Source organism: Mesorhizobium neociceri (assembly GCF_013520985.1).
Lineage (GTDB): Bacteria > Pseudomonadota > Alphaproteobacteria > Rhizobiales > Rhizobiaceae > Mesorhizobium > Mesorhizobium neociceri.
Genome location: NZ_JACDTY010000030.1, coordinates 32012 through 56110, shown reverse-complemented (window position 1 = coordinate 56110; position 24099 = coordinate 32012). Strand labels below are relative to the sequence as shown.

General features: G+C 62.2%; 25 protein-coding genes, 3 tRNA genes and 1 pseudogene. 10 read left to right on the top strand and 19 right to left on the bottom strand.

Features of this window, described 5'->3' with window-relative positions; translation table 11 throughout:
* A partial coding sequence (locus H0241_RS32755) for a GTP-binding protein (protein WP_235984598.1) occupies positions 1-193 on the bottom strand: 193 nt, incomplete at its 3' end.
* 297 nt (positions 194-490) lie between these two features.
* Between H0241_RS32755 and H0241_RS32750 the strand changes: the two genes are divergently transcribed.
* Positions 491-1378: a DMT family transporter gene (locus H0241_RS32750; RefSeq protein WP_181061899.1), complete on the top strand. Its 888-nt coding sequence runs from the start codon at positions 491-493 to the stop codon at positions 1376-1378.
* A 65-nt stretch (positions 1379-1443) separates the two neighbouring features.
* Here H0241_RS32750 and H0241_RS32745 read toward each other — a convergent pair whose 3' ends face one another.
* A complete protein-coding gene (locus H0241_RS32745) occupies positions 1444-1701 on the bottom strand; it encodes a GlsB/YeaQ/YmgE family stress response membrane protein (RefSeq protein ID WP_181061898.1) in 258 nt (85 codons plus the stop codon).
* A 132-nt stretch (positions 1702-1833) separates the two neighbouring features.
* Between H0241_RS32745 and H0241_RS32740 the strand changes: the two genes are divergently transcribed.
* The gene (locus H0241_RS32740; RefSeq protein WP_181061897.1) at positions 1834-2295 is read left to right on the top strand and encodes a YidB family protein; all 462 of its coding nucleotides are present in this window, start codon (positions 1834-1836) and stop codon (positions 2293-2295) included.
* 180 nt (positions 2296-2475) lie between these two features.
* Here H0241_RS32740 and H0241_RS32735 read toward each other — a convergent pair.
* The 3 genes from H0241_RS32735 to H0241_RS35465 form a co-directional block, all read right to left on the bottom strand.
* Positions 2476-2549: transfer RNA gene (locus H0241_RS32735), tRNA-Gly, on the bottom strand.
* Between the two features lie 27 nt (positions 2550-2576).
* Positions 2577-2661 (bottom strand) — tRNA-Tyr (locus tag H0241_RS32730).
* Positions 2640-2873: a hypothetical protein gene (locus tag H0241_RS35465; RefSeq protein WP_210285162.1), complete on the bottom strand. Its 234-nt coding sequence runs from the start codon at positions 2871-2873 to the stop codon at positions 2640-2642. The genes H0241_RS32730 and H0241_RS35465 overlap by 22 nt, the downstream gene beginning before the upstream one ends.
* Between H0241_RS35465 and rlmB the strand changes: the two genes are divergently transcribed.
* On the top strand, positions 2872-3726 hold the full coding sequence (gene rlmB, locus H0241_RS32725; RefSeq protein ID WP_181061896.1) for a 23S rRNA (guanosine(2251)-2'-O)-methyltransferase RlmB: 855 nt from the start codon (positions 2872-2874) through the stop codon (positions 3724-3726). The genes H0241_RS35465 and rlmB overlap by 2 nt on opposite strands.
* 132 nt (positions 3727-3858) lie before the next feature.
* Here the strand turns inward: rlmB and H0241_RS32720 are convergent, their stop codons facing one another.
* Entirely contained in the window at positions 3859-4776 is a 918-nt protein-coding gene (locus tag H0241_RS32720) for a 2-hydroxy-3-oxopropionate reductase (protein ID WP_181061895.1), read from the bottom strand.
* A gap of 29 nt (positions 4777-4805) precedes the next feature.
* Between H0241_RS32720 and H0241_RS36615 the strand changes: the two are divergent.
* A pseudogene (locus H0241_RS36615) lies at positions 4806-4912 on the top strand (endonuclease domain-containing protein); the annotation flags it as partial.
* 23 nt (positions 4913-4935) lie between these two features.
* On the opposite strand, the gene otnI reads toward H0241_RS36615, so the two are convergent.
* Together otnI and gcl are read right to left on the bottom strand one after the other, a co-directional pair.
* The gene (gene otnI / locus H0241_RS32715) at positions 4936-5733 is read right to left on the bottom strand and encodes a 2-oxo-tetronate isomerase (RefSeq protein WP_181061894.1); all 798 of its coding nucleotides are present in this window, start codon (positions 5731-5733) and stop codon (positions 4936-4938) included.
* Positions 5734-5744: 11 nt separating this feature from the next.
* Positions 5745-7526 carry a glyoxylate carboligase gene (gcl, locus tag H0241_RS32710; protein WP_181061893.1) on the bottom strand — a complete coding sequence of 594 codons (1782 nt, stop codon included), beginning with the start codon at positions 7524-7526 and terminating at the stop codon, positions 5745-5747.
* Positions 7527-7730: 204 nt separating this feature from the next.
* Between gcl and bhcR the strand changes: the two genes are divergently transcribed.
* Positions 7731-8552, top strand: a complete 822-nt coding sequence (gene bhcR / locus H0241_RS32705) for an HTH-type transcriptional regulator BhcR (RefSeq protein ID WP_181061892.1) — start codon at positions 7731-7733, stop codon at positions 8550-8552.
* On the opposite strand, the gene H0241_RS32700 is transcribed toward bhcR, so the two are convergent.
* The gene (locus H0241_RS32700; protein WP_181061891.1) at positions 8553-8909 is read right to left on the bottom strand and encodes a hypothetical protein; all 357 of its coding nucleotides are present in this window, start codon (positions 8907-8909) and stop codon (positions 8553-8555) included.
* Positions 8910-9032: 123 nt separating this feature from the next.
* On the opposite strand from H0241_RS32700, the gene H0241_RS32695 reads away from it, so the two are divergent.
* Positions 9033-9452: a hypothetical protein gene (locus tag H0241_RS32695; protein WP_181061890.1), complete on the top strand. Its 420-nt coding sequence runs from the start codon at positions 9033-9035 to the stop codon at positions 9450-9452.
* Positions 9453-9509: 57 nt separating this feature from the next.
* On the opposite strand, the gene H0241_RS32690 is transcribed toward H0241_RS32695, so the two are convergent.
* Positions 9510-9818 carry a BA14K family protein gene (locus H0241_RS32690; RefSeq protein ID WP_181061889.1) on the bottom strand — a complete coding sequence of 103 codons (309 nt, stop codon included), beginning with the start codon at positions 9816-9818 and terminating at the stop codon, positions 9510-9512.
* A gap of 228 nt (positions 9819-10046) precedes the next feature.
* The gene (locus H0241_RS32685) at positions 10047-10214 is read right to left on the bottom strand and encodes a hypothetical protein (protein ID WP_181061888.1); all 168 of its coding nucleotides are present in this window, start codon (positions 10212-10214) and stop codon (positions 10047-10049) included.
* 159 nt (positions 10215-10373) lie between these two features.
* Here H0241_RS32685 and H0241_RS32680 point away from each other — a divergent pair.
* Positions 10374-10449: transfer RNA gene (locus H0241_RS32680), tRNA-Thr, on the top strand.
* Positions 10450-10571: 122 nt separating this feature from the next.
* On the opposite strand, the gene H0241_RS32675 is transcribed toward H0241_RS32680, so the two are convergent.
* From H0241_RS32675 to H0241_RS32660, 4 genes are all read right to left on the bottom strand, one after another.
* On the bottom strand, positions 10572-11141 hold the full coding sequence (locus tag H0241_RS32675) for a DUF2569 family protein (protein ID WP_328824938.1): 570 nt from the start codon (positions 11139-11141) through the stop codon (positions 10572-10574).
* A gap of 151 nt (positions 11142-11292) precedes the next feature.
* Positions 11293-12042 (bottom strand): TetR/AcrR family transcriptional regulator, encoded by a 750-nt coding sequence (locus H0241_RS32670; protein WP_328824937.1) that lies wholly within the window; start codon positions 12040-12042, stop codon positions 11293-11295.
* Between the two features lie 6 nt (positions 12043-12048).
* On the bottom strand, positions 12049-13476 hold the full coding sequence (locus H0241_RS32665; RefSeq protein ID WP_181061886.1) for an amidase: 1428 nt from the start codon (positions 13474-13476) through the stop codon (positions 12049-12051).
* A 104-nt stretch (positions 13477-13580) separates the two neighbouring features.
* Positions 13581-14609 carry an extracellular solute-binding protein gene (locus tag H0241_RS32660; protein WP_181061885.1) on the bottom strand — a complete coding sequence of 343 codons (1029 nt, stop codon included), beginning with the start codon at positions 14607-14609 and terminating at the stop codon, positions 13581-13583.
* A 286-nt stretch (positions 14610-14895) separates the two neighbouring features.
* On the opposite strand from H0241_RS32660, the gene H0241_RS32655 reads away from it, so the two are divergent.
* The 3 genes from H0241_RS32655 to H0241_RS32645 all read left to right on the top strand — a co-directional run bounded on the left by H0241_RS32655 (position 14896) and on the right by H0241_RS32645 (position 20963).
* The gene (locus H0241_RS32655; protein WP_181061884.1) at positions 14896-17949 is read left to right on the top strand and encodes a caspase family protein; all 3054 of its coding nucleotides are present in this window, start codon (positions 14896-14898) and stop codon (positions 17947-17949) included.
* A 443-nt stretch (positions 17950-18392) separates the two neighbouring features.
* Positions 18393-19160 carry an NAD kinase gene (locus tag H0241_RS32650; RefSeq protein WP_181061883.1) on the top strand — a complete coding sequence of 256 codons (768 nt, stop codon included), beginning with the start codon at positions 18393-18395 and terminating at the stop codon, positions 19158-19160.
* A gap of 192 nt (positions 19161-19352) precedes the next feature.
* Positions 19353-20963 (top strand): DEAD/DEAH box helicase, encoded by a 1611-nt coding sequence (locus H0241_RS32645; RefSeq protein ID WP_181061882.1) that lies wholly within the window; start codon positions 19353-19355, stop codon positions 20961-20963.
* Between the two features lie 67 nt (positions 20964-21030).
* Here H0241_RS32645 and H0241_RS32640 read toward each other — a convergent pair whose 3' ends face one another.
* The 4 genes from H0241_RS32640 to H0241_RS32625 form a co-directional block, all read right to left on the bottom strand.
* Entirely contained in the window at positions 21031-21639 is a 609-nt protein-coding gene (locus tag H0241_RS32640; protein ID WP_181061881.1) for a hypothetical protein, read from the bottom strand.
* Positions 21640-21864: 225 nt separating this feature from the next.
* A complete protein-coding gene (locus H0241_RS32635) occupies positions 21865-22515 on the bottom strand; it encodes an OmpA family protein (RefSeq protein ID WP_181061880.1) in 651 nt (216 codons plus the stop codon).
* A gap of 151 nt (positions 22516-22666) precedes the next feature.
* Positions 22667-23035, bottom strand: a complete 369-nt coding sequence (locus H0241_RS32630) for a GFA family protein (protein ID WP_181061879.1) — start codon at positions 23033-23035, stop codon at positions 22667-22669.
* A 128-nt stretch (positions 23036-23163) separates the two neighbouring features.
* Positions 23164-24051 carry a LysR family transcriptional regulator gene (locus H0241_RS32625; RefSeq protein ID WP_181061878.1) on the bottom strand — a complete coding sequence of 296 codons (888 nt, stop codon included), beginning with the start codon at positions 24049-24051 and terminating at the stop codon, positions 23164-23166.
* Between the last annotated feature and the right edge of the window lie 48 nt (positions 24052-24099).

The following is a 24099-nucleotide window of genomic DNA, read 5'->3' as shown; positions in this document are numbered from 1 at the left end:
ATTCGACGTGAGCCGTCGAAATGGTGATGCCGCGGGCCTTCTCTTCCGGCGCCGCATCGATCTGGTCGTAGCGCTTGTATTCGCCAAAATACTTCGTGATCGCCGCCGTCAGCGACGTCTTGCCATGATCGACGTGGCCAATCGTGCCAATGTTCACATGAGGCTTGTTACGCTCGAATTTACCTTTTGCCATAGTCTCTTTCCTTGGACGGCCTTGACCTTCAGTTCAGTCGAATGCGGGGCGATTAGCGACTACGGCCGAAAAACACAAGTGCCTTGTGGCCGGGTGCGCTGTCCACTCGGTCCGAACCGATGATCCGATTGCGGGGATATGGCGCCGATATAGGAACGCGCGACGGGAAATGAAATGGGGGCAGCGGGCTTCAGCGCGTATCTGCAACTCCCGGCCATGTCCTGGCCCTTCCCTGCCGGATTGGCAGCCCGCGCGTGGCCCATTGCCGCTGCGGCGCCGGTCTGATTTGCTCGTCCGATGCATTTCATCCCCACCTCCATACGCGGCCCGTTGTTCATGATCGTTTCGACGGGGTCCTACCTCGTCAACGACACGATGATGAAGCTCGCCACCGCGGGATTGCCCTCCTATGAAGTGCTGTTCCTGCGCGGGGTCGCGGCCACGCTGTGGGGCATGCCGTTGCTGTTCCTGCTCGGCTATGGCAGGCAGATCCCGCTGATCTTCGACAAACGCGTGCTGCGCCGCAACCTGCTCGAGCTGGCGGCGATCCTTTGCTACGTGGTGGCGCTGGCCAACATGCAGATCGCCGATTCGACCGCGCTCGGGCAGATCACGCCGCTCCTGATGCTGGTCGGCTCCTCCATCCTGTTCGGCGAGCGGATCGGCGGCGTGCGCATGGCGCTGATCGGGCTCGGCTTCGTCGGGGCGGTCATGGTGGCGCAGCCGACCATGGAAGGCATCTCGATCTATGCCTTGCTGGCGCTCGGCAACGCCGCGCTGTCGGCGGCGCGCGATCTCGCCGGCAGGCGCGTTCCGGCCGAGGTACCGGGCATGATCGTCGCCATTTCCGCCGTCGTGGTGGTGCTGATCGGCGCGGGTGCCGCGCATCTGGTTTCAGAGCGCTGGGTGATGCCGGAAGCCCGTCACCTGCTTTTGATGGCCGGCGCCGGGTTCTTCCTGATCTTCGGCCATTTCTTCATCTTCATGGCCTATCGCGTCGGGCCGACCGGCGTCGTGGCGCCGTTCTACTACTGCTTCACCGTATGGGCAGTCATTTCAGGTGTGCTGGTGTTCGGGCAGTTCCCGAATGCCCTGGCCGTGTGCGGCATCCTGCTGGTGGTCGCGAGCGGACTGACCATCGTGTCGCTGGATGAGCGCAAGCGCAGACTGACCGTCGTCGCCTGACTCCTGCGGCAACGCATCGAAGAAGGTCAAAGACGTCCGGCAGCCAGCCAATCGGCAGACTGGCGCTAAAGCGTCCGCTTGCCGGAGAACTTGTGATAGGCCCACAGCACGACCACCGAACCGATGACGGCGACGATCAGACTCCAGATGTTGAGGCCGGTCACGCCCGAGGCTCCGAAGGCGCTGAAGATCAGGCCGCCGACAATGGCGCCGACGATGCCGAGCACGATATCCATGATCAGGCCCTGGCCGGTCTTGTTGACGATCTTGCTGCCGATGAAGCCGGCGATGACGCCGAGGATAATCCAGCTGATGATACCCATTTTTCCTCTCCATTCCCTCGCCGGCCGATCATGGTCACATGATTGTCAAAAGCTCAAGCCAACTTGAAATTCCGCCCGCGTGCTCCATTCTAGCCGACGGGACGGGCTTGGTCGTTATGGAGGATTGGACCTATGGGACTCTTTGACAACGCCGTACCCGGCGGCAACATCACCAAACCGCTGATGATCGCGCTCGGCGCGCTGCTGGTCGGAAAGATGCTGAGCGGCAGAAGTGCCGAACAGCCCGACGAGCCCGCCCAGCCTCAAACGCCCGCCCCCACCGGCACCACCGCCTCCGGCGATGGCGGCCTGCTCGGCGGACTGGGTGGACTGCTCGACAAGTTGAAGGACGCCGGCCAGGGCAACGTCGCTGACTCGTGGGTCGGCACCGGGCAGAACCAGCCGATCAATGCCAATGATCTTGGCAGAGCGATTGGTCCGCAGGTCATTCGCGAGATCGCGCAAAGGACCGGGCTCGACGAGCAGGAACTGCTCAAGCAATTGTCCACCGCCCTGCCCGGCATTGTCGACAAGCTGACGCCGAACGGCCAGGTGCCGCAGCAGCATCAGGTCGCGTCGGCGTTCAACAACTAGGGTACAGCGCCTGCTTCTGCATCGCGCCTAAACACGCCCGACGCCGCTTTGCGGTTGTCGGGCGTCGCTTCCACCAGCTCGGTGAACCTCCTGGCGATCAATGGCCAAGGGCGTACAGCCGGTCCTGCCGCTCACCGACGGCAACGTCGTGAAGCTATTTGCCAAGATCTGAGGGAAGTTTGGAGCGGGTAGCGGGAATCGAACCCGCATATTCAGCTTGGAAGGCTGCTGCTCTACCACTGAGCTATACCCGCATCGTCCTGGGGCTCGCGGGCTGGCAGTGGTGGAGAGGGTTGGATTCGAACCAACGTAAGCTAAGCTAACGGATTTACAGTCCGTCCCCTTTAACCACTCGGGCACCTCTCCAGCCTGCCGTCGAAGCCTTGCAACGAGGCATTCTCGCCGATCAGGTCGAAACCAAGGTTTTGTCCGAAATCAGCGAAGCGCCTTATGGCGGCAAGGCCAGTGGGTGTCAACCGCACGTCTGGGCAAAATGCGCGGATTTTGACTGCCCACGCGGCAAGCCGGCTTTCTGCCTGTATCCACGGCCCGGCGACGCGGCTATAGAAGCCGGCCATGAGCAATGACAACACCCCCAAGACCGCCAAAGACACCCATTACGCCAAGCTGCGTCGCGCCCACCGCGACGAGAAGGCCGGCGGCGCGCCTGCCTTCCGGCCGCGCCAGCGGGTGCCGCCCGGCGAGAACGCCGCCGACGGGCTGGTGCGACTCTATGGCCTGCACACGGTGCGCGCTGCGCTCGACAATCCACGCCGGCGGATCAAAAAGATGCTGGTGACGCGCAACGCCGCCGAGCGGCTGGCGATTGCCGATCTCGCCGCTCTGCCGTTCAAGGCCGAGCTGGTCGAGCCGAAGGAAATCGACAAGATCACCGGCTCGGACGCCGTGCATCAGGGCGTGCTGATCGAGGCCGAACCGCTGAAGCCGAAGCGCCTTGACGCGCTCGGCGACACGAAACTGGTGCTGGTGCTCGACCAGGTCACCGACCCGCACAATGTCGGCGCCATCCTGCGCTCGGCGGTCGCCTTCGGCGCCGGCGCGCTGATCACCACGGCCCGCCACAGCCCGCAGGAATCCGGCGTGCTGGCAAAATCGGCTTCCGGCGCGCTGGAGCATATCGACCAGATCGAGGTGAAGAACCTCGCCGACGCGCTGGGCCAACTGCACGAAGCCGGCTTCCAGACCATCGGCCTCGATTCGGACGGACCGGCGGAACTTGAAACGAGTTTTTCAGGCGAAAAGATCGCGCTGGTGCTGGGCGCCGAAGGCAAAGGCCTGCGCCAGAAGACGCGCGAGACGGTGACGACACTCGCCCGCCTCGACATGCCCGGCGCCATCCGCTCGCTCAATGTGTCGAACGCCGCAGCGGTGAGCCTTTACGCGGCACGGGCTTTCCTGAAGCGCGGCTGAGTCGGAAGCGGCAGGCCGCGGGCCAAAAGATATGACGAAACGAGAAACGGGCTCCCGTGACAGACGCAGGAACCCGTTCTCTGATCGGACAAGAGTTGGCGGCTTGGGAACGTTGCGCCGCCCTCTCCTGACCTATGCCGCTTTGCCCTTGGCTTCGGCCGCTGTGCCGCCGACTTCGAAATTGGCCATCCGCTCCAGCGCGCGAACCAGCGCCGAGTGATCCTCTTTTGCCCCGCCATTGGCCGCACAGGAATTGAACAGCTGCTGCGTCGTCGAGGTGTTGGGCAAAGAGACACCCAGCGCCTTGGCGCCTTCCAGCGCCAGGTTGAGGTCCTTCTGGTGCAGTTCTATGCGAAAGCCTGGCGCGAAGGTGCGCTTGACCATGCGCTCGCCATGCACTTCGAGGATGCGCGAAGCCGCCAGCCCGCCCATCAGCGCTTGCCTGACCTTGGCCGGATCGGCGCCGGCCTTTGAGGCAAAGACAAGCGCCTCGGCGACGGCTTCGATGGTCAGCGCGACGACGATCTGGTTGGCGACCTTGGTCGTCTGGCCGACGCCGTTCGGCCCGACCAACGTGATGTTCTTGCCCATTTTCTCGAAAACGGGCCGCGCGCGCTCGAACGCGTTGTCCTCTCCGCCGACCATGATGGTCAACGACGCCGCCTTGGCGCCAACCTCGCCGCCTGAGACCGGTGCATCGAGATAGTCGCAGCCGAGGTCGTTTATTTTCCGGGCGAAAACCTTGGTCTCGATCGGCGAGATCGAGCTCATGTCGATAACCAGCTTGCCCTTGGTGAGGCCGGATGCGACGCCGTTGTCGCCGAACAGCACGTCGGCTACCTGCGGTGTGTCGGGCACCATTAGGATGACGATGTCGGCCGCCTTGGCTACGGCGGCGTGGCCTGTTACGGTCTTTAGGCCCTTACCGACCAGGTCGGCCGGTGGCTTCGAGCGGTGGGCGCTGGCGATGACTTTGTAGCCCGCGTCCAGCAGATGCCCTGCCATCGGGGCACCCATGATGCCGAGGCCGATGAAGCCGATGGTTTCCATAGTTTTCTCTCCAAATGACTGTGTGAAACGCCCCCTCATCCGGCCCTTCGGGCCACCTTCTCCCCGCCGGGGAGAAGAGGTAGGCGTCAACTTCGGCGATCTCTTCTCCCCTCGGGGAGAAGGTGGCCGCGTAGCGGCCGGATGAGGGGGTTGCGACGCTTAAGCCGCCGCACTCCCCTGCCCGTTCAACTCCCTGAACCACCCCAATCCAGCCTCCGTCCCGGCCTTCGGCTTGTATTCCGCCCCAACCCAGCCGGAATAGCCGATGCGGTCGATGTGCTCGTAGAGGAAGGGATAATTGATCTCGCCCGTCCCCGGCTCGTGACGGCCGGGATTGTCCGCAAGCTGTATATGCGCGATGCGGCCAAGGTTAGCCTCGATGGTACGGGCGAGATCCCCCTCCATGATCTGCATGTGATAGATGTCGTATTGCAAATAGAGGTTCTTCGAGCCAACGCGGTCGATCAGCGCCAGCGCCTGCTCCGAATAGTTCAGGAAGAACCCCGGGATGTCGCGGGTGTTGATCGGCTCGATCAAAAGCCGGATGCCGGCCTGCTCCAGTTTCTCGGCGGCGAACGCCAGGTTCTCGGCAAAGGTGTTTTCCAGCACCGAACGATCGGCACCTTGCGGCGCGATGCCGGCGAGGCAATTGACCTGCTCGCAGCCGAGCGCATGGGCATAAGAGATCGCCTTGGCGATGCCTTGCCGGAATTCCGGCACACGGTCCGGCAGCACGGCAATGCCGCGCTCGCCCTTGCCCCAGTCGCCGACCGGCAGGTTGAACAGCACCTGGCTGAGCCCATTCTTCTTCAGCCGCGCCGCGACCACGTCAGGCGCATGGTCGTAGGGGCCGATATATTCGACACCCTTGAAGCCGGCGCGGGCGGCGGTATCGAAACGGTCGAGGAAATCGTGCTCGCCAAAGAGCATCGACAGATTGGCTGAAAAACGCGGCATTCTTTTTCTCCCTAGTCGAGCATGACGATCGCCGTCGGCGCGTCCTCATGGCTTTCGGCAAGGTCCTCGAATTCGGTGATCTTGTCGATTTCCGTGCCCATGGAAATGTTGGTGACACGCTCGAGGATGAATTCGAGCACAACCGGCACCTGATGTTCCTTCATCAGCCGCTCAGCCTCCTTGAATGCGCCGGCGAACTCTTCCGGCTTGCGCACCCGGACCGCCTTGCAGCCCATCGCCTCGGCGACCGCGACATGGTCGACGCCGTAGCCCGCCTCGGGGTCGTTGGCACGGTTGACGTTCTCGAAGGCCAGGCTGACCTCGAAATCCATGGAAAAACCGCGCTGCGCCTGGCGGATCAGGCCGAGATAGGCGTTGTTCACGACGACATGGATGTACGGCAGTTTGTGCTGCGCACCGGCCGCCAGTTCCTCGATCATGAACTGGAAGTCGTAATCGCCCGACAGCGCCACGATGGTGCGGTCGGGATCGGCGGCGCGCACACCGAGCGCTGCCGGCAACGTCCAGCCGAGCGGGCCGGCCTGGCCGCAATTGATCCAGTTGCGCGGCTTGTAGACATGCAGGAACTGCGCCCCGGCGATCTGCGACAGGCCGATCGTGGTGACATAGGTGGTATCGCGGCCGAACGCCTTGTTCATCTCCTCATAGACGCGCTGCGGCTTCAACGGCACCTGCTCGAAATGCGTCTTGCGCTTCATCGTCTTCTTGCGGGCCTGGCATTCCTTCGCCCAGCCCGACCAGTCGCGCAGCTTGCCCGCCGTCTTCCATTCGGTGGCGACGTCTAGCAATATCTTCAGCGCCGCACCGGCATCCGAGACGACGCCGAGATCCGGCGCGAAAACCCGGCCGATCTGCGTCGGCTCGATATCGACATGAATGAACTTCTTGCCCTTGGTGTAGACGTCGACCGAACCGGTATGGCGGTTGGCCCAGCGGTTGCCGATGCCGAAGACGAAATCGGCTTCCAGCATCGTCGCATTGCCGTAGCGATGCGACGTCTGCAGCCCGCACATGCCGGCCATCAGCCGGTGATCGTCGGGGATCGCGCCCCAGCCCATCAGCGTCGGGATGACCGGAACGCCGGTGATCTCGGCGAATTCGATCAACAGGTCAGATGCATCGGCATTGATGATGCCGCCGCCGGCAACGATCAGCGGCTTTTCCGCAGCGTTGAGCATCGCCAGCGCCTTTTCGGCCTGGGCGCGCGACATTGCCGGCTTGAACGGGACAAGCGGCTCATAAGCGTCGATATCGAACTCGATCTCGGCCAGTTGCACGTCGACCGGCAGGTCGATCAGCACCGGACCCGGCCGCGACGAACGCATCAGGTGAAACGCCTTCTGCAGCGCCATCGGCACCAGATAAGGCTCCATCACCGTGACCGCCCATTTGGCGACAGGGGCAGCGATGGCTGCGATGTCGACTGCCTGGAAATCCTCCTTGTTCAACCGGGCACGCGGCGCCTGCCCGGTGATACACAGGATCGGGATCGAATCCGCCGCCGCCGAATAGAGGCCGGTGATCATGTCGGTGCCGGCCGGGCCGGATGTGCCGATGCACAAGCCGATATTGCCTGATATGGCCCGGGTGTAGCCTTCGGCCATATGCGAAGCGGCCTCGACATGCCGCGCCAGGATATGGCGGATCGAGCCCCTCGCCTTCAGCGCCGAATAGAACGGGTTGATCGCCGCGCCCGGCACGCCGAAGCCGCAGGAAATGCCTTCCTTTTCGAGAACGAGAACCGCTGCATCGACAGCGCGCATCCTGGCCATGGTCAGCCTCCGCAAGATTGTTGGTTGGCTGACAATGCCAGCGCGCCGGCTATTTTTCAACTTTTTCAGAATATTTTTTCATTTCGAGAAAATGACTTTTACCAACTGATTTCGCTAACTTTTTCGTTTTCCATAAATCCAGTTCCAAAAATCAGTGAAAAACTTTTTCATTGTGTTTTGGGCGAAATCGGCGACAATGCCGGCATGGAAACCAGTGAAAAACGCCAGCGCGGCCGGCCGCGCGCTTTCAACGGCCCGGCCGAGGCCGGTTCGGTGCAGTCGCTCGACCGGGCCTTGCGCATCCTCGCCATCGTCGCCGAAGGCAGCGGCCTGTCGCTGAGCGAAATATCGGCGCAAAGCGGCCTTGCCGCCTCCACCGCCTACCGCATGCTGATGACGTTACAGAGCCACGGCATGGTCGAGTTCGATACAACGGACCAGCTTTGGTCGATCGGCGTCGAGACCTACCGCATGGGCTCGGCCTTCCTGCGCCGCCGCAAGCTGGTCGACCGCGCCCGTATCGTCATGCAGGAATTGATGGAAAGGACCGGGGAGACCGCCAATCTCGGCGTCGCGGAGGACGATTGCGTCGTTTTCGTCAGCCAGGTCGAGACGCATCAGGCGATCCGCGCCTTCTTCCGCCCGGGCACGCGCAGCTCCTTTCATGCCTCCGGCATCGGCAAGGCGGTGCTGGCGCAGCTCGAGCCCGAACGCGTCGCAGCCATCCTGCGCAAATCGGGCCTGCAGCGCTTCACCGACAAGACGCTGTCGGACATTTCGACCCTCGCCCATGATCTGGCTGTCATCAAGCACCGTGGCTGGTCGGTCGACGATGAGGAACGCCATCCCGGCATGCGTTGCGTGGCCGCCGCCATCTTCAACGAATTCGGCGAGCCGATCGGTGGCGTTTCGGTGTCCGGCCCGACCGTACGGGTGACGCCGGAGCGGCTAGGCGAGATCGGGCCGCTGGTGCGCGACGCGGCGGCGGAGGTGACCAAGATGATCGGCGGCGTCAGGCTGACCTGACTAAGCCCCGACCAGCGCGCTCCTCGCCGACACCTCGAAGACATCGAGCAGAATCGCCAGCCCGACGCCGCAGGCGGTCAGGATGATGCCGGCCATGAAGATGCGGTTGGCGCGTTCGTAGATTGGCCTGCGGAGCGAATCCAGGTCGAGCAGCAGCGACAGCGCCCGCATCTGCAGGGCGATGCCAACCAGGATCGGAACCACGGCAAGCAAATGATGGAGTTGCCACGGTATCGGGTTGGCCGCCCAATGGGTGACGAAGCCCAGCGAGAACGCCAGCAGGATGCCGACGGTGGTGACCGTGCCATTGCGGAAAACCGGCTCGATCAGGTCTTCCTTCGGGTCCTGCTCGTCCAAACCACCCTCCCCTCATTGGCGCTCGGGTGGCAGACTAGACTTTCGCAAAATCGCTGTACATCGCCGGCCACATGGACGTTGCCCGTCTTGCCGCGGCTTTCGCAGGCATGCAAAAAGGCGAGCATGCGGAAAACGGTCCAGCTTTTGCTCTTCGCTTCGCTTTGCGGTTGCGTGGCGACGACACCGCCGCGACCTGAACCCGCCGCGAGCCAGCGCGCCGATCCCATTGCGGTCTCGCTCGCCCTGGAGGAGACCATCACCATTGGCGTGCGCCAGCACTTGAAAAACCCGGTGGCAGCGAGGTTCGGAACCATACTTGCCGGCGAGCGCACGGTGAACGGCCGCAAAGAGATCGTGGTATGCGGCTCTGTCGATGACAAGATCGCCGCCGGCGGCTCTGCTGACTATGAGCCTTTCCTTGGCAAGATTTACCCGGATGCCGACAACAGCTTCGGACTCATCGCAATGGGCAACACGCAGCAAGGCGGGATTGTGGATGCCTGCCGCGCGGCAGGGTTGCCGATCGACGCGCAGAAATCCTAGCGCGAATGATGAAAAAGGGGCTGTGGAGCCCCTTCTTCATTGCCTGAAACCGACCTGTTAAAGGCGGCAATAGTGGCGGTAGCCGTCGTAGCCGACATAAGTGTCGGAGTACGGATCGTAACTCGAGTAGCGGTTGGCGCAGCGGCGGACGTGCCAGGAGCCACCCTCGTCGTCGACATAGACGGTGCGCGGCTGCTGGTTGAGCAGGCTGCCGAGCACGAAGCCGCCAACGCCGGCGGCGATGCCGATGCCGATTTCACGGTTGTGGTGATGGCTGTGGGCAGCCGAGGGCTGGACGGTGCCGACCAGCGACGTGGCGGCGACGGTGGAGGCGATGAGGGCAGAAGCGATTTTGCGCGTGAACATGACGATCTCCTTGTTTCGTTGGGAGAGGCGATTCATCCGCCTCTTGATCATCTGTCGTTGCGGTGCGGAAAAAGGTTCGAAGGGTTTGAAGATTTTTTTCTGGAGCCGGAAAATCTGCTGGGGTCAGTCGCGGTGGCATGGCGAAAGGTTCGAAGGTTTTGGGTGAGTTGTGATTAGTGAAAATGCGGCCTCCCCACTCACTACCGACTATTCGCTACTCACTCTCTGTCACCCCATCCCCGTCACATGCCGCAGCCACAAGGCCAGCACGATAAAGCCGACAATGGTGGCGATGCCGGTCCAGTCGACTTTGGCGCTCTTCACGTCCTTGATGAGCTTCACCACGAGAAACCAGGCCACGACGACAAGCGGCAGGATGATAACAAGTCTGATCATGCGACACCCCGTTCGATGCGGTTGCACCTGAACGATATGTAGGAAGCGCATTGACGGTTTTCAGCATGGCGGCGCCTGCCGGCCCGGCGGGGTTCATTGGCAATCGAAAACGGAGTTTTGTCTTTACTGGCGCGGCAAATATGCTAACCGGAGCGCCGTGCCCTTGTAGCTCAGCTGGTAGAGCAGCGGTTTTGTAAACCGAAGGTCGGCGGTTCGATTCCGTCCGGGGGCACCACCCTTCGCTCTTCGAGCTTCGGGTGGCAAGCCACCTGAAGCTCGTTAGACGAAGGAGTGTCCTCCGGAGCCTTGGCGTAGGAGGACTGCTGACGGCCAAGCGAAAAAGCTGAACTCTCGCCTCTACTGAAAGGCAGTCGCGATCTCCGCATTTGCTGCAGCCCTGTCGAAGGTGTTTCTGACCCTGACGGAGTTGTAGATGTAGGCAACCCAAATCCCGGTGACCACGAAGGAAACTATCGGCTTGACCAGCGCATCCCCCGCAAGGACCTGGCTCACCGAAACCTTGATAAGAGTGGAGATCCAAATAACGTCGACCAGGAACACGACCGGTATTGCAAACCACTGGAGGAGGAACAGCTTCTTGAAACGGGGACTGCGCCGAAACATGGCAATGAGAACAACCAGCTGAAGCACCAGAAATGCCAGCAACAAGGCGATCTCGCCATAAGTCGCCAAGAGACCATTGGGCAGCGTCATGAGCTGCTGATAACCTTCGATCGAATTGCCGAATTCGGCCAATGTACGCAACGGCGACAAGGTCTGACCGATTGCGAGCAGCAAAAGCCACCCTCCAAACCCTACCAGATCAGTCGAATTCCGTGATGGCCTTCGTGCTGATCGGACAGCGAAAAATACGGGCACTCCGATCAGCAGCAGCAGGATCACCCAATGCCAAATTGAAAACTGCACCCACCCCTCCATCAAATACACCCTGAAGTTGTACGATATTCTGGATTCAACTCAATAGGGACATTGTATGACGCCGGCGCGAGTTGATCGATGGGTATCTGGCGCGCAGAAGCGCCAGGCCGGCTGTTAACGGCGGTAGCGCCCTAACAGATCAACGCATCACCTCAAAATGCCGTGGAAATGCCTGATGCAACAGGAGCAGCATGGTCTTGCGCAGCACGTCGGTGTCGCGGCTGGACGGGTTGAGATGATCCCAATACCAGGCGCCGTGAACCAGATAGTTCAGGCTCTCTGACAGGGTGTGTATGTCGACGCCGGTGTAACCGCCGCTCTGCGAAATCTCGATCAACAGGTCGCGGGCTTCGGCGGTGTAGGCGAGATCGCTGGGCAGGCCGATCTCGTTGTAGAGCTGCATGCTCTTGCGGTCGCTGGAGAACACGACGAACACCGAAACCCATTTCGGATGCAGACGGGCAAAGCGCTGCGCGCAATCGACAGCGCCTAACACCCTCTCGACCGGCGACAGGCCGGGCGCCCGCACCAGCGTCAGCCACAGCGCATCATATTGGTCGCTGAGATATTGCAGCACGGCCCGGAACAGGTTCTCCTTGCTGCGAAAATGAAAGACGACCAGTGCGTTGGACGAGCCGACATGCTCGGCAATGCGCTGCATGGTGACGCTGGCCAGGCCCTCATCCGCGATGAGCTCGATGGTGGCATCGATGATGCGCTGTATGCTCGCTTCGCCGCGCTCGCGCCGGCGGTCCTTGGGCGCAGCGTCGTTTGCCGCACCCTTGGCTGCCTTGCTTTTTCCCGCAGCCGCGGTGGCTTTGCGTTGCGCCATTGTCGTCAGGCCTTCCTCGGCGACGGAAACATCCGGCCGCTGCTTTGGCGTGGGCACGCGGACTCAGAGCGACGGGCGTGTCCCGGCGTTTCCATACCACTGACCCCGAGCCGTCTCATAGGCCATCGCCACCCGGAACACGTCGGCGTCGCTATAGGTGCGGCCGACAATCTGGATGCCTGTCGGCACGCCATTGGTGGCGCGGCCCGACGGCACGGACAGAACCGGGCAGCGGCTCAGCATGTTGAACGGCGTCGTCATCACCCAGCCCAACGACGGGTTTACTTGCTTGCCATTGATCTCGACCTTGCCTTTGGTCTGGTCGAATTCCGCCGGCACCGCCGAAAGTGCATTGGTCGGGCAGATCAGCACGTCATATTTTTCCAGCAACGGCCCCAGCGTCTGGTACATCCTGGCCGCCACGTCCAGGGTCGCGACAAAATCTGTCGCCTTCGACTTCTGCCCATCCTCGGCGAACTGTCTGGCATAGCTAGTCATGTCCTTGCCGTGCTCTCTGAGCAGAGGCGCCAGCGAGGCACCGAAGAGGTGCTCCAAGTAAGCCATGCCGGCCTTGAGCACTTCATCGCCCCAGCCGAGATCGACCTCCTCGACCGTGGCGCCGAGCGAGCGGAACACATCGCAGGCGGCGAGCGTGTTCTTGCTCACCTCAGGGTCGACCTCGAAGGACCCGAGATCCATGGAGAAAGCGATCTTCCAACCCTTGATCGGCTTGTAGTCGAGCGGCAGGCGCAGCTTTGGGCGCAGCGTGGCGATGTCGAGCGGGCTCGGTCCGGCCATGACGTTCTGCAGCAGGATCGCATCCCCCACGTTTCGGGCGAGCGGCCCGGTGTGGCAATAGAAATCGAGGTTAAAGGGCGGCTCGTCCGGGTTGCGGCCGTAAGGCGGCTTGAAGCCGACCAGGCCGCAGGCCGATGCGGGGATACGGATCGAGCCGGCAATGTCCGAGCCGGTGGCGATCGACGATGTGCCGGACGCCAGCGTTGCCGCCGAACCGCCCGACGACCCGCCCGGCGTAAAGTCGGTATTCCAGGGGTTGCGCGTCACGCCCCAGCGCTTCGACCAGGTATAGCCGGCGCAGCTGAATTCGGGCGTTGCCGTCCGGGCGTGCACGATGCCGCCTGCCTTCATGATGCGCTCGTTCATCGTCGAGGTATGGCCGCCAATGGCGTCCTTCGACAGCAGCGAGCCATGCGATGTCGGCTTGCCCTTGATGTAGCTCTCATCCTTGATGCCGATCGGCAGGCCCTCGAGCGCGCCGGTCCTGGCGCCCTTGGCGTATTTCGCCTCGGCTTTTCTGGCGAGAGTCATCGCCTCGTCGAAATGCGTGAAGGTGAGGCAGTTGATCGTCGCCTTGGTCGCTTCGGCGCGATCGATGGTCGCCTGCATCAACTCCACAGGCGAAAGTTTCTTCGCCTTGAACAGCCGCAAGGCCTCGCTGGCTGGCATGTAGCAAAGGTCGAGATCGGACATCAAAAATCTCCCGCGGCGGCTAGACCGCGCATCTGGCATGAAGGGATGGCCGGGCCGCGATGCGCGGCCCGATGTTTGTTGGTCAGGTTCGTCTGGGGTCGCCGCTATTTCTGCAGGTCGGTCCAGATCCTGGTGTAGAGCGCCTGGACGTCGGCCGGACAGGCCGGCATGAACTGGCCCTTGTCGGCAAACTCGGCCGGAACATCCACTTCGGGCGCGCCCTTCATGTCGGCCGGCAGAAAAGCCTCGGAGCCCTTGATGCCATTGGCGTAGCGGGCGAAGGCCGAAACCAGCGCGGCGTTCTTCGGGTCCATGATGAAATTCTGGAAGAGCTTGGCGTTCTCGACATTCTTGGCGTCCTTGAGCACCGCGACATTGTCCATCCAGATCGGAAAGCCCTCTTTGGGATAGCCGTAGACGATCTTGTCGTTTTGCAGCCGTTGGCGCAGTGATATGCCGTTCCAGTTGACGCCGGCGGCAATGTCGCCCCGGCCCAGGCCGTCGACGGCAGCGTAATCGAGCGACAGCCATTTCGCTTTCGCCTCGACCAGCTTGTCATGAACCTTCTTCAGCAGCGCCTTGTCGTCGGTGCAATACTTGCCGCCCTCATAGGTGATGGCGAGGAACATGATGTCTCCCATTTCGGGCACGACATTGATCTTGCCGACGAGCTCCGGCGGCGGGTCGAGGAAAAGCGCCGAGGTGTTCGGGTCGCCCGCATAGACCGATTTGTTGACCGAGATGCCGGTCGTGCCCCATTGCCACGGCACTGAGTATTTGCGGCCGGGATCGAAGGGCACATCGACCCATTTCGGATCGACGTTTTTGAAATTCTCCATCGTGTTGGGATCGGTTTCCAGCAGCAGGCCTTCGCTGATCCAGATCGGCATGACACTGGCCGAGGGCACGACGATGTCATAGCCGGAAGCGCCCTGGCGGACCTTGGCCAAAGCGGTGTCATTGGAATCGTAGTCGGTGACGGTGACCTTGACCTTGTAGGTCTCCTCGAACTTCTTGATCAGGTCCGGGCTGGTGTAGTTGCCCCAATTGTAGATTTGGAGTTCGCCATCGGCGCGGGCAATGCCAGTCATGGCCAGCAGCGCGAGCGCCGTCGCGGTCGATTTCAGGTGCATGCTTATTGTCTCCCATTGTCGGGACCGGCGGGATTGCCGCCTCGAGTCCGTATGTTCCCTTCGTCCTGGTGGCCATTCACCGGCGGATGCCGGCTGACCAACTCGGTATGTCCGCAACGGTATTAATTACTAAACATACAGTCAATATCTTTTTACGGACATAACTACGCGTCGGCACCGACAGTGCGCCGGCGAGACTGACATGATATGGTCAAGGTCGGGGCCATTGATGAATTGGGGCAAGCCGTGGCGTACGCGCAGCGGCCTGCAAGACTTGGGCAGGGTCATGCGCCTTTTTCTGGCGGTCGTGGTGCTAATGTCCATGGCGCTCTTCTCCGCCGCGCGCGGCGAAGAGCGGATAGCGCTGGTTGTCGCCAATCCGGCCTATGAGGGCTCACAAGCCATCGCCAACGCCGAACTCAGTGCCGAGCTCGTTGCAGCGACGCTACGATCGCTTGGTTTCACTGTCCGGCAGGTGTCCGATGGCGACCGCGCCGATGTCGCGCGCGCCATGTATGACTTCGCCAAATCCCTGGCCGATCCGGAGTCCGTTGGCATCTTCTACTATGTCGGCCACACCGTGCAGGCCAATGACAGGAACTATCTGCTGACGCGCGGCACACGGATCGATTCAAAGGAAGCGGTCGACCAGACGGCATTGCCCCTCGATCTGTTTATGCAGGCGCTCGAGGCAACCCCGACATTGAAAGTGGTTCTTCTCGACAATCCCGGCGATGGCCACAACCCTACTTCAGGCGTGATGCAGGGTCTGGCGGAGGTCGATCCCCTCACCCACGCCATCGTTGCGCTTTCCGCCAAACCCAGAAGCGTTGCGCTGGACGAAGCCCGACCCGTGACGGTGTTTGCCGATGCACTCACCGCTGCACTGGTCAGGCGAGGCGCGGACATCCGCACCATTCTCGCCTCGGTCAGGCAAACCATTTTCGAAAAGACATTCGGTGAGCAGTGGCCGTGGGTTGCGTATGGCCGTTCGGCAGACACCGCCTTCGTGCTGACGCCCGACCAGTCGGCCGGCGCAGCACCGGCGCCGACCGAGGCGCCGCCGCTGCCGCCTGTGCCACAACCGGCGCCGCCGATGGAAAGCAGTGGCAGCGGCTACGACCTTCCGCCGGGCGGCTATATCTCCGGGAGTGACGGTTCTGAGCCTGCCGGCAGCGAGTACGGCTCCGGCGGCTCCGATGGCAGCAGCCAGGAGCAGCCTCCGATGGACGTTGCGCCGGGCTCAGGAAATCCCGACGCCTGGGCGGGCAACAGCGCCGATGAGGCTGCCCAATACGAGGAATACAAACGCCAGGGAGCGCAGCGCCAGCTGCAGGAGGCGCAGGCTCGAGAACGATACGAAGAGGAAAAGAAGCGTCAGGAGGCAGCGGCCGCGGCGCAGAACAATCTTGGCGAAACCTATCCGAAGGATGGCGACGCCACCGGCGCCGAACCGCCTCCCACCACCGAAGCGCCTCCCTCCGATCAGACAGAGGTTGTTCCCGAGGACGGCATGACATCGCCGGCCCCGCCACCCCCAACCGACACCAAAAGCCCGTCGGAGGTGGAGGCGCCACCGAAGCCAGCGCCACCTCCCGTCGACCAGGCGCAAACCCCTCCCTCCGGCGGCTCGCCAGCCCTTCAGCATCCCGAGACTGATGCTGTCGAAGTCGTGCGCCATCCGACCATTGATGCGCCGGATGAGATTGTCGCCGGCGAAACGGTGACTGTTTCGATCGCCCTGACTGAAGAGCAATTGACGCCCGAAGTGAAGGTGAAGGCAGCGCCGGGTTCGTCCGTGACAGAAGATGGCGCCTTGGCCATGGCGATGCCGGCGGGAGCCGAGCAGTGGCCGATCGACATCGATCTGTTCGCCAGCGGATTCGATCTCACCGATGGCGGCAAATGGAGCCGGCACACGACCCTCTACCGCCAGGGCGACAGCGACTTCGTCCGCTTCGACGTCAAGGCGCGGCCGATTACCAAGGACAGCAAGCCGGCCCAGTTCATCGCGCGCATCTACAGCGCCGGGAGGTTCCTGGGATCGGCGTCGCGGTCCGTTACTGTTCGCCGCACCGCGCCCGTCGAAGCAGCTGCTCCGAGCGCCACCGCCGAGCGCTCGGCCGCGCCGGCCATGCTGATGCTGGCCGCGGCGCCGCCGCAACCTGCGGTATCAGGCGATATTACGCTTGGCGGCACAGGCAACGATGACGTCCCCGACCTCGACGTGACCATCCTTTATGACGATCCGAGCGGGCTGGGTTCGGGGCAGATCATCATCCATTCGCCGCACCTGGCCGGTCCGGTAACCGATACATTCTCGACACCGCCCGAGATGGCGGCATGGCTGGACTCTGAATATCGCCGTCTGCTCCAGCTCGGCTTGAGCCTGCGCGGCGCGGTTTCGCTGCAGCAACCCGCCGCAAGCAGCGATCCTGACGCGCAAAAACGCTTTGTTACGCTGGCCGCCGAAGGTTTTGGCGATGCGCTCTATCGCGACTATGTGCCGAAGGCGTTCAAGGACGTGTTCTGGTCGCTACGTGGCCAAGGCGAGCTGCATTCGATCCAGATCACGTCGAACAGCCCGACGCTGCCCTGGGAACTGATCCGCCCGCGCAGCGCCGACGGCTCCACCGCCGACGGTTTTCTCGGCATGGGCTATCGGCTGGCGCGCTGGGCGCCGCGCAGCACTGCCTCACAGGTCGACAACCCGCTCGACCGCATGACCTTCACCGGCGTCGCGGCTGTCGCGCCCTCCTACGTCGATAACCAGTCGCTACGCTTCCAGCAGGACGAAATCGCGGCGCTGAGCAAGCTCGCCGGCTACCGCCGCTTCGATGGCGATTTCATCTCCTTCGAAAAACTGGTTGGCGAAGTCTCGACCGGTTTCATTCATTTCTCTGGTCATGGCGAAGTCAACCAGCCAAGCAGTGGCCGGCCGGTCTTTGCCATCGATCTCGTCGATCAGTCGCTCGACCCCGATACATGGCGCGCGCTGATTGCTGCCGCGCATGGCAAGGGCAATCCGTTTTACTTCTTCAACGCCTGCGACACCGGTCGCTCCCAGATGCTCGGCGGCTTCGTGCAGGGCTGGGGTCCGGCGGTGCTGGCGGGTGGCGCCTCAGGTTTCATCGGCGGCATGTGGCCGCTGACCGACCGTGCGGCAGCGGCTTTCTCGACCGATTTCTATGGCGGCATCAGCACGCGGATCAAGGACGGGCCGGTCTATCTGGCCGAGATCCTGCAGAACGTACGCAGAGAATTCTACCAGACCGGCGATCCGACCTATCTCGCCTACACATTCTACGGCAACGCCAATCTTCAGATCGTCGCGCAGTGAGCGTGGATCACCGTCGGCGGAACGGCTGCGGCTTCAGCCTACAAAGCGTTTTGCGGGCATGGCACGCCGGCATCGCCGCAGCGTGAGGCCGTCGGCCTTGGCCTGGAGCTCATGTCCTCGGACTGTCGCACAAGTTCGGCGAAGAGAAGCGCGAAACTTCCCAGCATGAGGAAGACGATAATCAGGCGTGTCACCGGCAATAGACAGGTCTCGACTGGCTAGCCCCCCAGCCACCCATCCTCTGCCGGCTAACATGATCGATCGGGCTTTACGAGTGTTTAAGCTTGCTCTTAACCATCACATTCGCCGCACCGGCGACATGAAGCGCGAGAAGCCGATTTTTGCGCTGGCGCGGCCGTGGTGGAACCGGACGCTGCCTCCCTTTGCAGAACTGCTTGCCCATGCTACCCCACGCAACCGCCGCCGACCGCCATCGGGAAGTCATGAGCAAAGCCAGTCTAGCCTTCGTCTCCTCCGACACCGCCGATGCCAAGGCGGCGATGGAAAGCCTGTCGGCCCGCTATGGCCAGGCTTCGTTCGACGACGCCGAGGTGGTTGTGGCGCTGGGCGGCGACGGCTTCCTGCTGCAGACCTTGCGCGACACCATGAGCACGGGAAAGAAGGTCTACGGCATGAACCGTGGCACCATCGGCTTCCTGATGAACGAATACCGAGTCGGCGGCCTCACCGAGCGCATCGCCGCCGCCGTCGCCGAAACGATCCGCCCGCTGGAGATGTTAGCGGTGACGCATGAGGGCGAGACGGTTTCGGCACTTGCCATCAACGAGGTGGCGCTGTGGCGCCAATCCTACCAGACGGCAAAGATCCGCATCACCGTCGATGATCAGGTCCGCATCGAGGAACTGAACTGCGACGGCGTGATGATCGCGACGCCGGCCGGTTCCACCGCCTACAATCTGTCGGCGCACGGGCCGATCCTGCCGCTCGACGCGCCGCTGCTCGCGCTGACCCCGGTCAGCCCGTTCCGGCCGCGCCGCTGGCGGGGTGCCCTGTTGTCAAACAAGGCGACCGTTCGCTTCGATATTCTCGAACCGGAGAAGCGGCCGGTGAACGCCGCCGCCGACCATACCGAGGTCAAGGCGGTGGCTTCCGTCACAGTCCGGGAATCACTGAGCGCGACGGCGACACTGCTGTTTGACCCCAACCATTCGTGGAACGAACGCATTCTCGCCGAGCAATTTCGCTATTGAGCCGGCGCAAAGATTGACTACCTGATTAAGCATCGCGATTAAGCTTACGTTTTCACAATCGTGCCAATCCCGCCCGTTTCTGTTGACAAATCGTGGGCTTGCGCCTAATCGCAATACCAATCTTGCAGGCACCATGTGCTTGCCGCGACGGATGCCGTTGCGCTTCCCCGAACCAGCCAAAGACAACAACACTTGTCCTCAGACACCACGACCGCTCCAGAAGCGTTGACCTTTTCAGACCTCGGCCTGTCGCCGAAGGTGCTTTCCGCAGTCACCGATGCCGGCTACACCCAGCCGACGCCGATCCAGGCCGGCGCCATCCCGCATGCGCTGCTCGGCAAGGATATTCTGGGCATTGCCCAGACCGGCACGGGCAAAACGGCCTCCTTTGTGCTGCCGATGCTGACCCGCCTCGAAAAAGGCCGGGCCCGCGCGCGCATGCCACGCACGCTGATCCTCGAGCCGACGCGCGAGCTCGCCGCGCAGGTCGAAGAGAATTTCATCCGATACGGCAAGAACCACAAGCTCAACATTGCGCTCTTGATCGGCGGCGTCTCCTTCGACGAGCAGGACAAGAAGCTCGAGCGTGGCGCTGATGTGCTGATCGCGACGCCCGGCCGCCTGCTCGACCACCGCGAACGCGGCAAGCTTTTGCTCAACGGCGTCGAGATCCTCGTCATCGACGAAGCCGACCGCATGCTCGACATGGGCTTCATCCCCGATATCGAGCGCATCTGCGAAATGATCCCGTTCACAAGGCAGACGCTGTTCTTCTCGGCGACCATGCCGCCCGAGATCACCAAGCTCACCGAAAAATTTCTGCATACGCCGGTGCGTGTCGAGGTTTCCAAGGCAGCATCCGCTGCCACCAACATCATCCAGCGCCTGGTCAAGTCCGGCTCGAAGCCGTGGGACAAGCGCGAGACGCTGCGTAATCTGATGAAGGCCGAAGACGCCGAACTGAAGAACGCCATCATCTTCTGCAACCGCAAGGTCGAAGTGTCGGAACTGTTCCGCTCGCTGTTGAAGTATGATTTCGACGCCGGTGCGCTGCATGGCGACATGGACCAGCGCGCCCGCATGCAGATGCTGGCCAATTTCCGCGACGGCAAATTGCGCTATCTCGTGGCGTCCGACGTCGCCGCGCGCGGCCTCGACATCCCCGATGTCAGCCACGTCTTCAACTACGATGTGCCGATCCACGCCGAGGACTATGTCCACCGCATCGGCCGCACCGGCCGCGCCGGACGTTCGGGCAAGTCCTTCACCATCGCCACCAAGTCAGACACCAAATACATCGACGCCATCGAACGGCTGATCGGCAACAAGATCGAGTGGCATGACGGCGACCTGTCGACGGTGGTTGCCAGCGAAGGCGGTGAGGACGAAGCGCCCCGCCGTGGCCGTGGCGCCCCGCGCCGCGCCGGCCGCAAGGACGAAGACCGCAAGGCCCATGATCGCAAAGACAGCGGCGAGCGCAAGCCACGCGAGCGCTATGCCAGGCCCAGCGACGAAGCCCCGGCGGATGCCGTGCGCGAAGAACAGCCGGTCGTAGCCGAAGCCGCGGTGGCCGACATCGGCGAACGGCGTCAGCGCAAGGAAGCGATCCGCTCCGAAAACAGCGAGCGCAAGGTTTCCGATCGCAACAACGAGAACCGCGCCCCCGAACGCGGCGACACGAGGCCGCAGCGCGCCAACAACAGCCGCCCTGCCCGCAACAACCGCGGCGGCGACGACAATGACGGCACGGTCGGCTTCGGCGATGACATGCCGGCCTTCATGAAGATCGTCGCCAAGGTCTGATTTCCAGTTTCATTTTCGCGAGGCAAGCCGATCACCCGGCTTGCCTGCCGCGATCGCATTTGTCCCGTCACATCGGGCCGGGCATCATCTTGGTTGGTTTTTCCAGCATCGGAAACTCGGCCTTGCTGCATTTCACATTCGGGTTCGTCGGACTGAACATGCCGTTCGGATTGTCCCTGAACAGCCAGGCATGAAGGTCGTAGTGGGCGAACTCCCTCGGGATGAGCGGATAGTGCCCTTCCATCGGTCCCATGAAGGTCTGGCCAAAGAGTTTTGGAGGTTCCTTGGTGTCTGGCGTCAGGGGCACCAGCCATTCCACGCCAACCAGCTTCAAGCCTTTCTTGCTCGGCTCGTAGATCAGCACATTGGGGCGCATCGGATCGAGTTTCTGACCGACACTCGGGACGTTGACGAAATGGATGCCCATGGCACCCTTCGGATAGTCCATCGTGCCGGCGATCTTTTCCCCGCTGAAGTAGACGCACCCGACGGTCGACAGATAAAGGTCGCGGACGGCGGTCGTGTAGTCCTCATATTTGGCGAGCGATTTCTTCAAGGCTTCGATGTCGGCCTTGTTGGCGTCCTCGGCTCGAGCCGTGGCGCCCGCGCACCACGCAGAGACTAGACCTGTCAAAACGAGGACGCCGCAACGCCCAAGGCGAGCTGTTCTTGTCATGCATTCCTCCCAGATTTCATGATCTGGCCGTGCAGGACCGGGGCCGATTGCGCGGCCATTTGTACCGCCCCATCCCCTCTGGAACGGCACCAATGCTAATCCTTTCCGAGGTCTCCGGAAAGCAATTATTAGTGATCTCTAATGCTTTAGGTCTTTTGGCTGATCAGGAGCCAAAATGAAAACGGCCCCTTGCGGGGCCGCCTTCGCATTTCGATGCCGACCTGATCAGGTAAGCGGCGAAAGCTGGATCTCGACGCGCCGGTTCTGCGCGCGGCCGGCCGTGGTTGCGTTGGATGCAATCGGGCGGGTCTTGCCGAAACCGGTGACGGCGAAGCGGCGCGAATCGACGCCCTGTCCCGATAGATAGTTGGCGACCGCCAGCGCACGACGCTGCGACAGATCGAAATTGTGCTCGTCGCCGCCGGTCGAATCGGTGTGGCCGAACACGTCGACCGTGGTCTGGCGGAACTTGTTCAGCACCAGCGCCACCGAATTCAGCACCTGGTAGAAGCCGGGCTTCACCGCATCCTGGTCGACGTTGAAGGTGATGTCGGACGGCATGTTGAGGATGATCTGGTCGCCGGTTCGGGTGACGCTGACGCCGGTGCCCTGCAACTGGCGGCGCAGTTCAGCCTCGTTCTGGTCCATCGTGGCGCCGATGGCGCCGCCGGCCAGCGCGCCGATACCGGCGCCGATCAGCGCGTTGCGCCGGTCATTGCCACCGGCAAGCAGGCCAAGGCCCGCACCCGCCAGCGCGCCAAGGCCGGCGCCGGCCGCGGTATTTGAAACCTTCTGCTCCCCGGTGTACGGATCGGTAGTGGTGCAGGCGCTCACCAGCACAGCCGTCGCAACGGCGACGAGCACAGTCTTTTTCATAGAAATCGTCCCTCTCCAAACCGCGGCCTTTACGGCTCGCGCAAATAAGCCCTTCTCCGGTCTTGTAACATGAAATGCGGCGAAAAGCGGAACGGCGAAAGCGGCTTTTCCCCGCTTGCGCCACTCTTCTGCTTCGGCGGTTGGCGCCGGCCTACCAGAGGTTCTTGCCGTCGATGACGACCACTTCGACCTTGTCGAGGTCGAAATCGTCGAACAGCCGCGAATTGACTGATATCTTGGGGTTGTCGAAGTCCGGTTTGCCGGTCGACCAGTCCGGCGTTTCGGTGAAGGTGCCGCAGCCGCAAATGGCGCAAAACCCGTGTTTGACGGTTTTGGACCCCCAGAGATAGACGGAGACGTTCTTGGCCGGGCTGGTGAGCTTGAATTGCGACGGAACGTAGTAGGCCCACAGCGAGCCGCGCTTGGAGCAGAACGAGCAGGTGCATTGCGTTACCGTCTCGGGCGCCTGCGAAACCTCGAATGTCGTCGCCTTGCAGTGACAGCTGGCCTTGATGGTCATAATCGCTTTCCTCTCCGTTGCCCGCCGCCCGTGCGGCAAAGGCAACATAAAGGAAGGGTCCTGACAACTGTCCGTCAGCTGGCTTTGATCGATAGAGCCGAGCGCCGTTCTGGCTGAGCGGTCTGTCGTCACCTGCCAATATAGGCAGCTAGTTCGTCCGGCGTCCCATTTGGGAAAGCCTGTTTTAGAAAATCCAGGAACGCCGACACTCGCGCGCTGAGCAGCCGCCGAGATGGGTAGAGCGTCCATAGAGAGATCTCGGGGCCGTCAATATCCCCCCAATTCACCAGTGTGCCGTCAGCCAAGTCGTGGGTCACCAACGAAATGGGAAGACGTGCTGCACCGACCCCGGCTCGCACCGCATCCCGGACCATGATGAGCGTCGACAAAGCAAGGACCGGCTCGATTTTAATTGTCGACCGGCCACCTTGGGTCTTTACATGCCATGTTTGCCGTTCGCCTGTCCCGCGCGCAACGCCAGGAGCGGGCCCGCCGGTCGTGCGAGGAAGATGAGGGCTCGCCACGACGACCAGGCGGTCGCGGAGAAACGCCCGTCCGACCAGGCTTTCGTCGGGATCTGGATTGACCCGGATTACCAGATCGTAGCCTTCCTCGATCATGTCGACATGGCGGTCCTCTGTCGTCACTTCAAGCCTCACCTCCGGATATTTCAGGGCAAAACCCGCCGCGATCCTCCCCATTGCCGTTTGAGAAAAAAGCATAGGAGCGCTGATCCGCAGTCTCCCCTTGGGTTTTTGACCACCCGAGGCAATCGCTGCAGCCGTCTCGTCCAGTTCGGCAAGCAATGCCCCGGTCCGCTCGAAGAGCGCCCGTCCTTCTTCGGTCAGCTTCAGGTTACGCGCACCCCGTTCAAACAGGCGCAGATCAAGGCTGCTTTCCAAGTCTCCAACGCGCCGGGACAGCGTTGCTTTGGGCCGGCCGGTGGCCCTTGCCGCTTTGCCGAAGCCACCATGGCGAGCAACGAGGTTAAAATCGGCGAGGGCCAGAAGATCCATGAGTGTTCCACCAGCGAGACGGTGCGTCTAAAATTTCGGCCTGTTTGG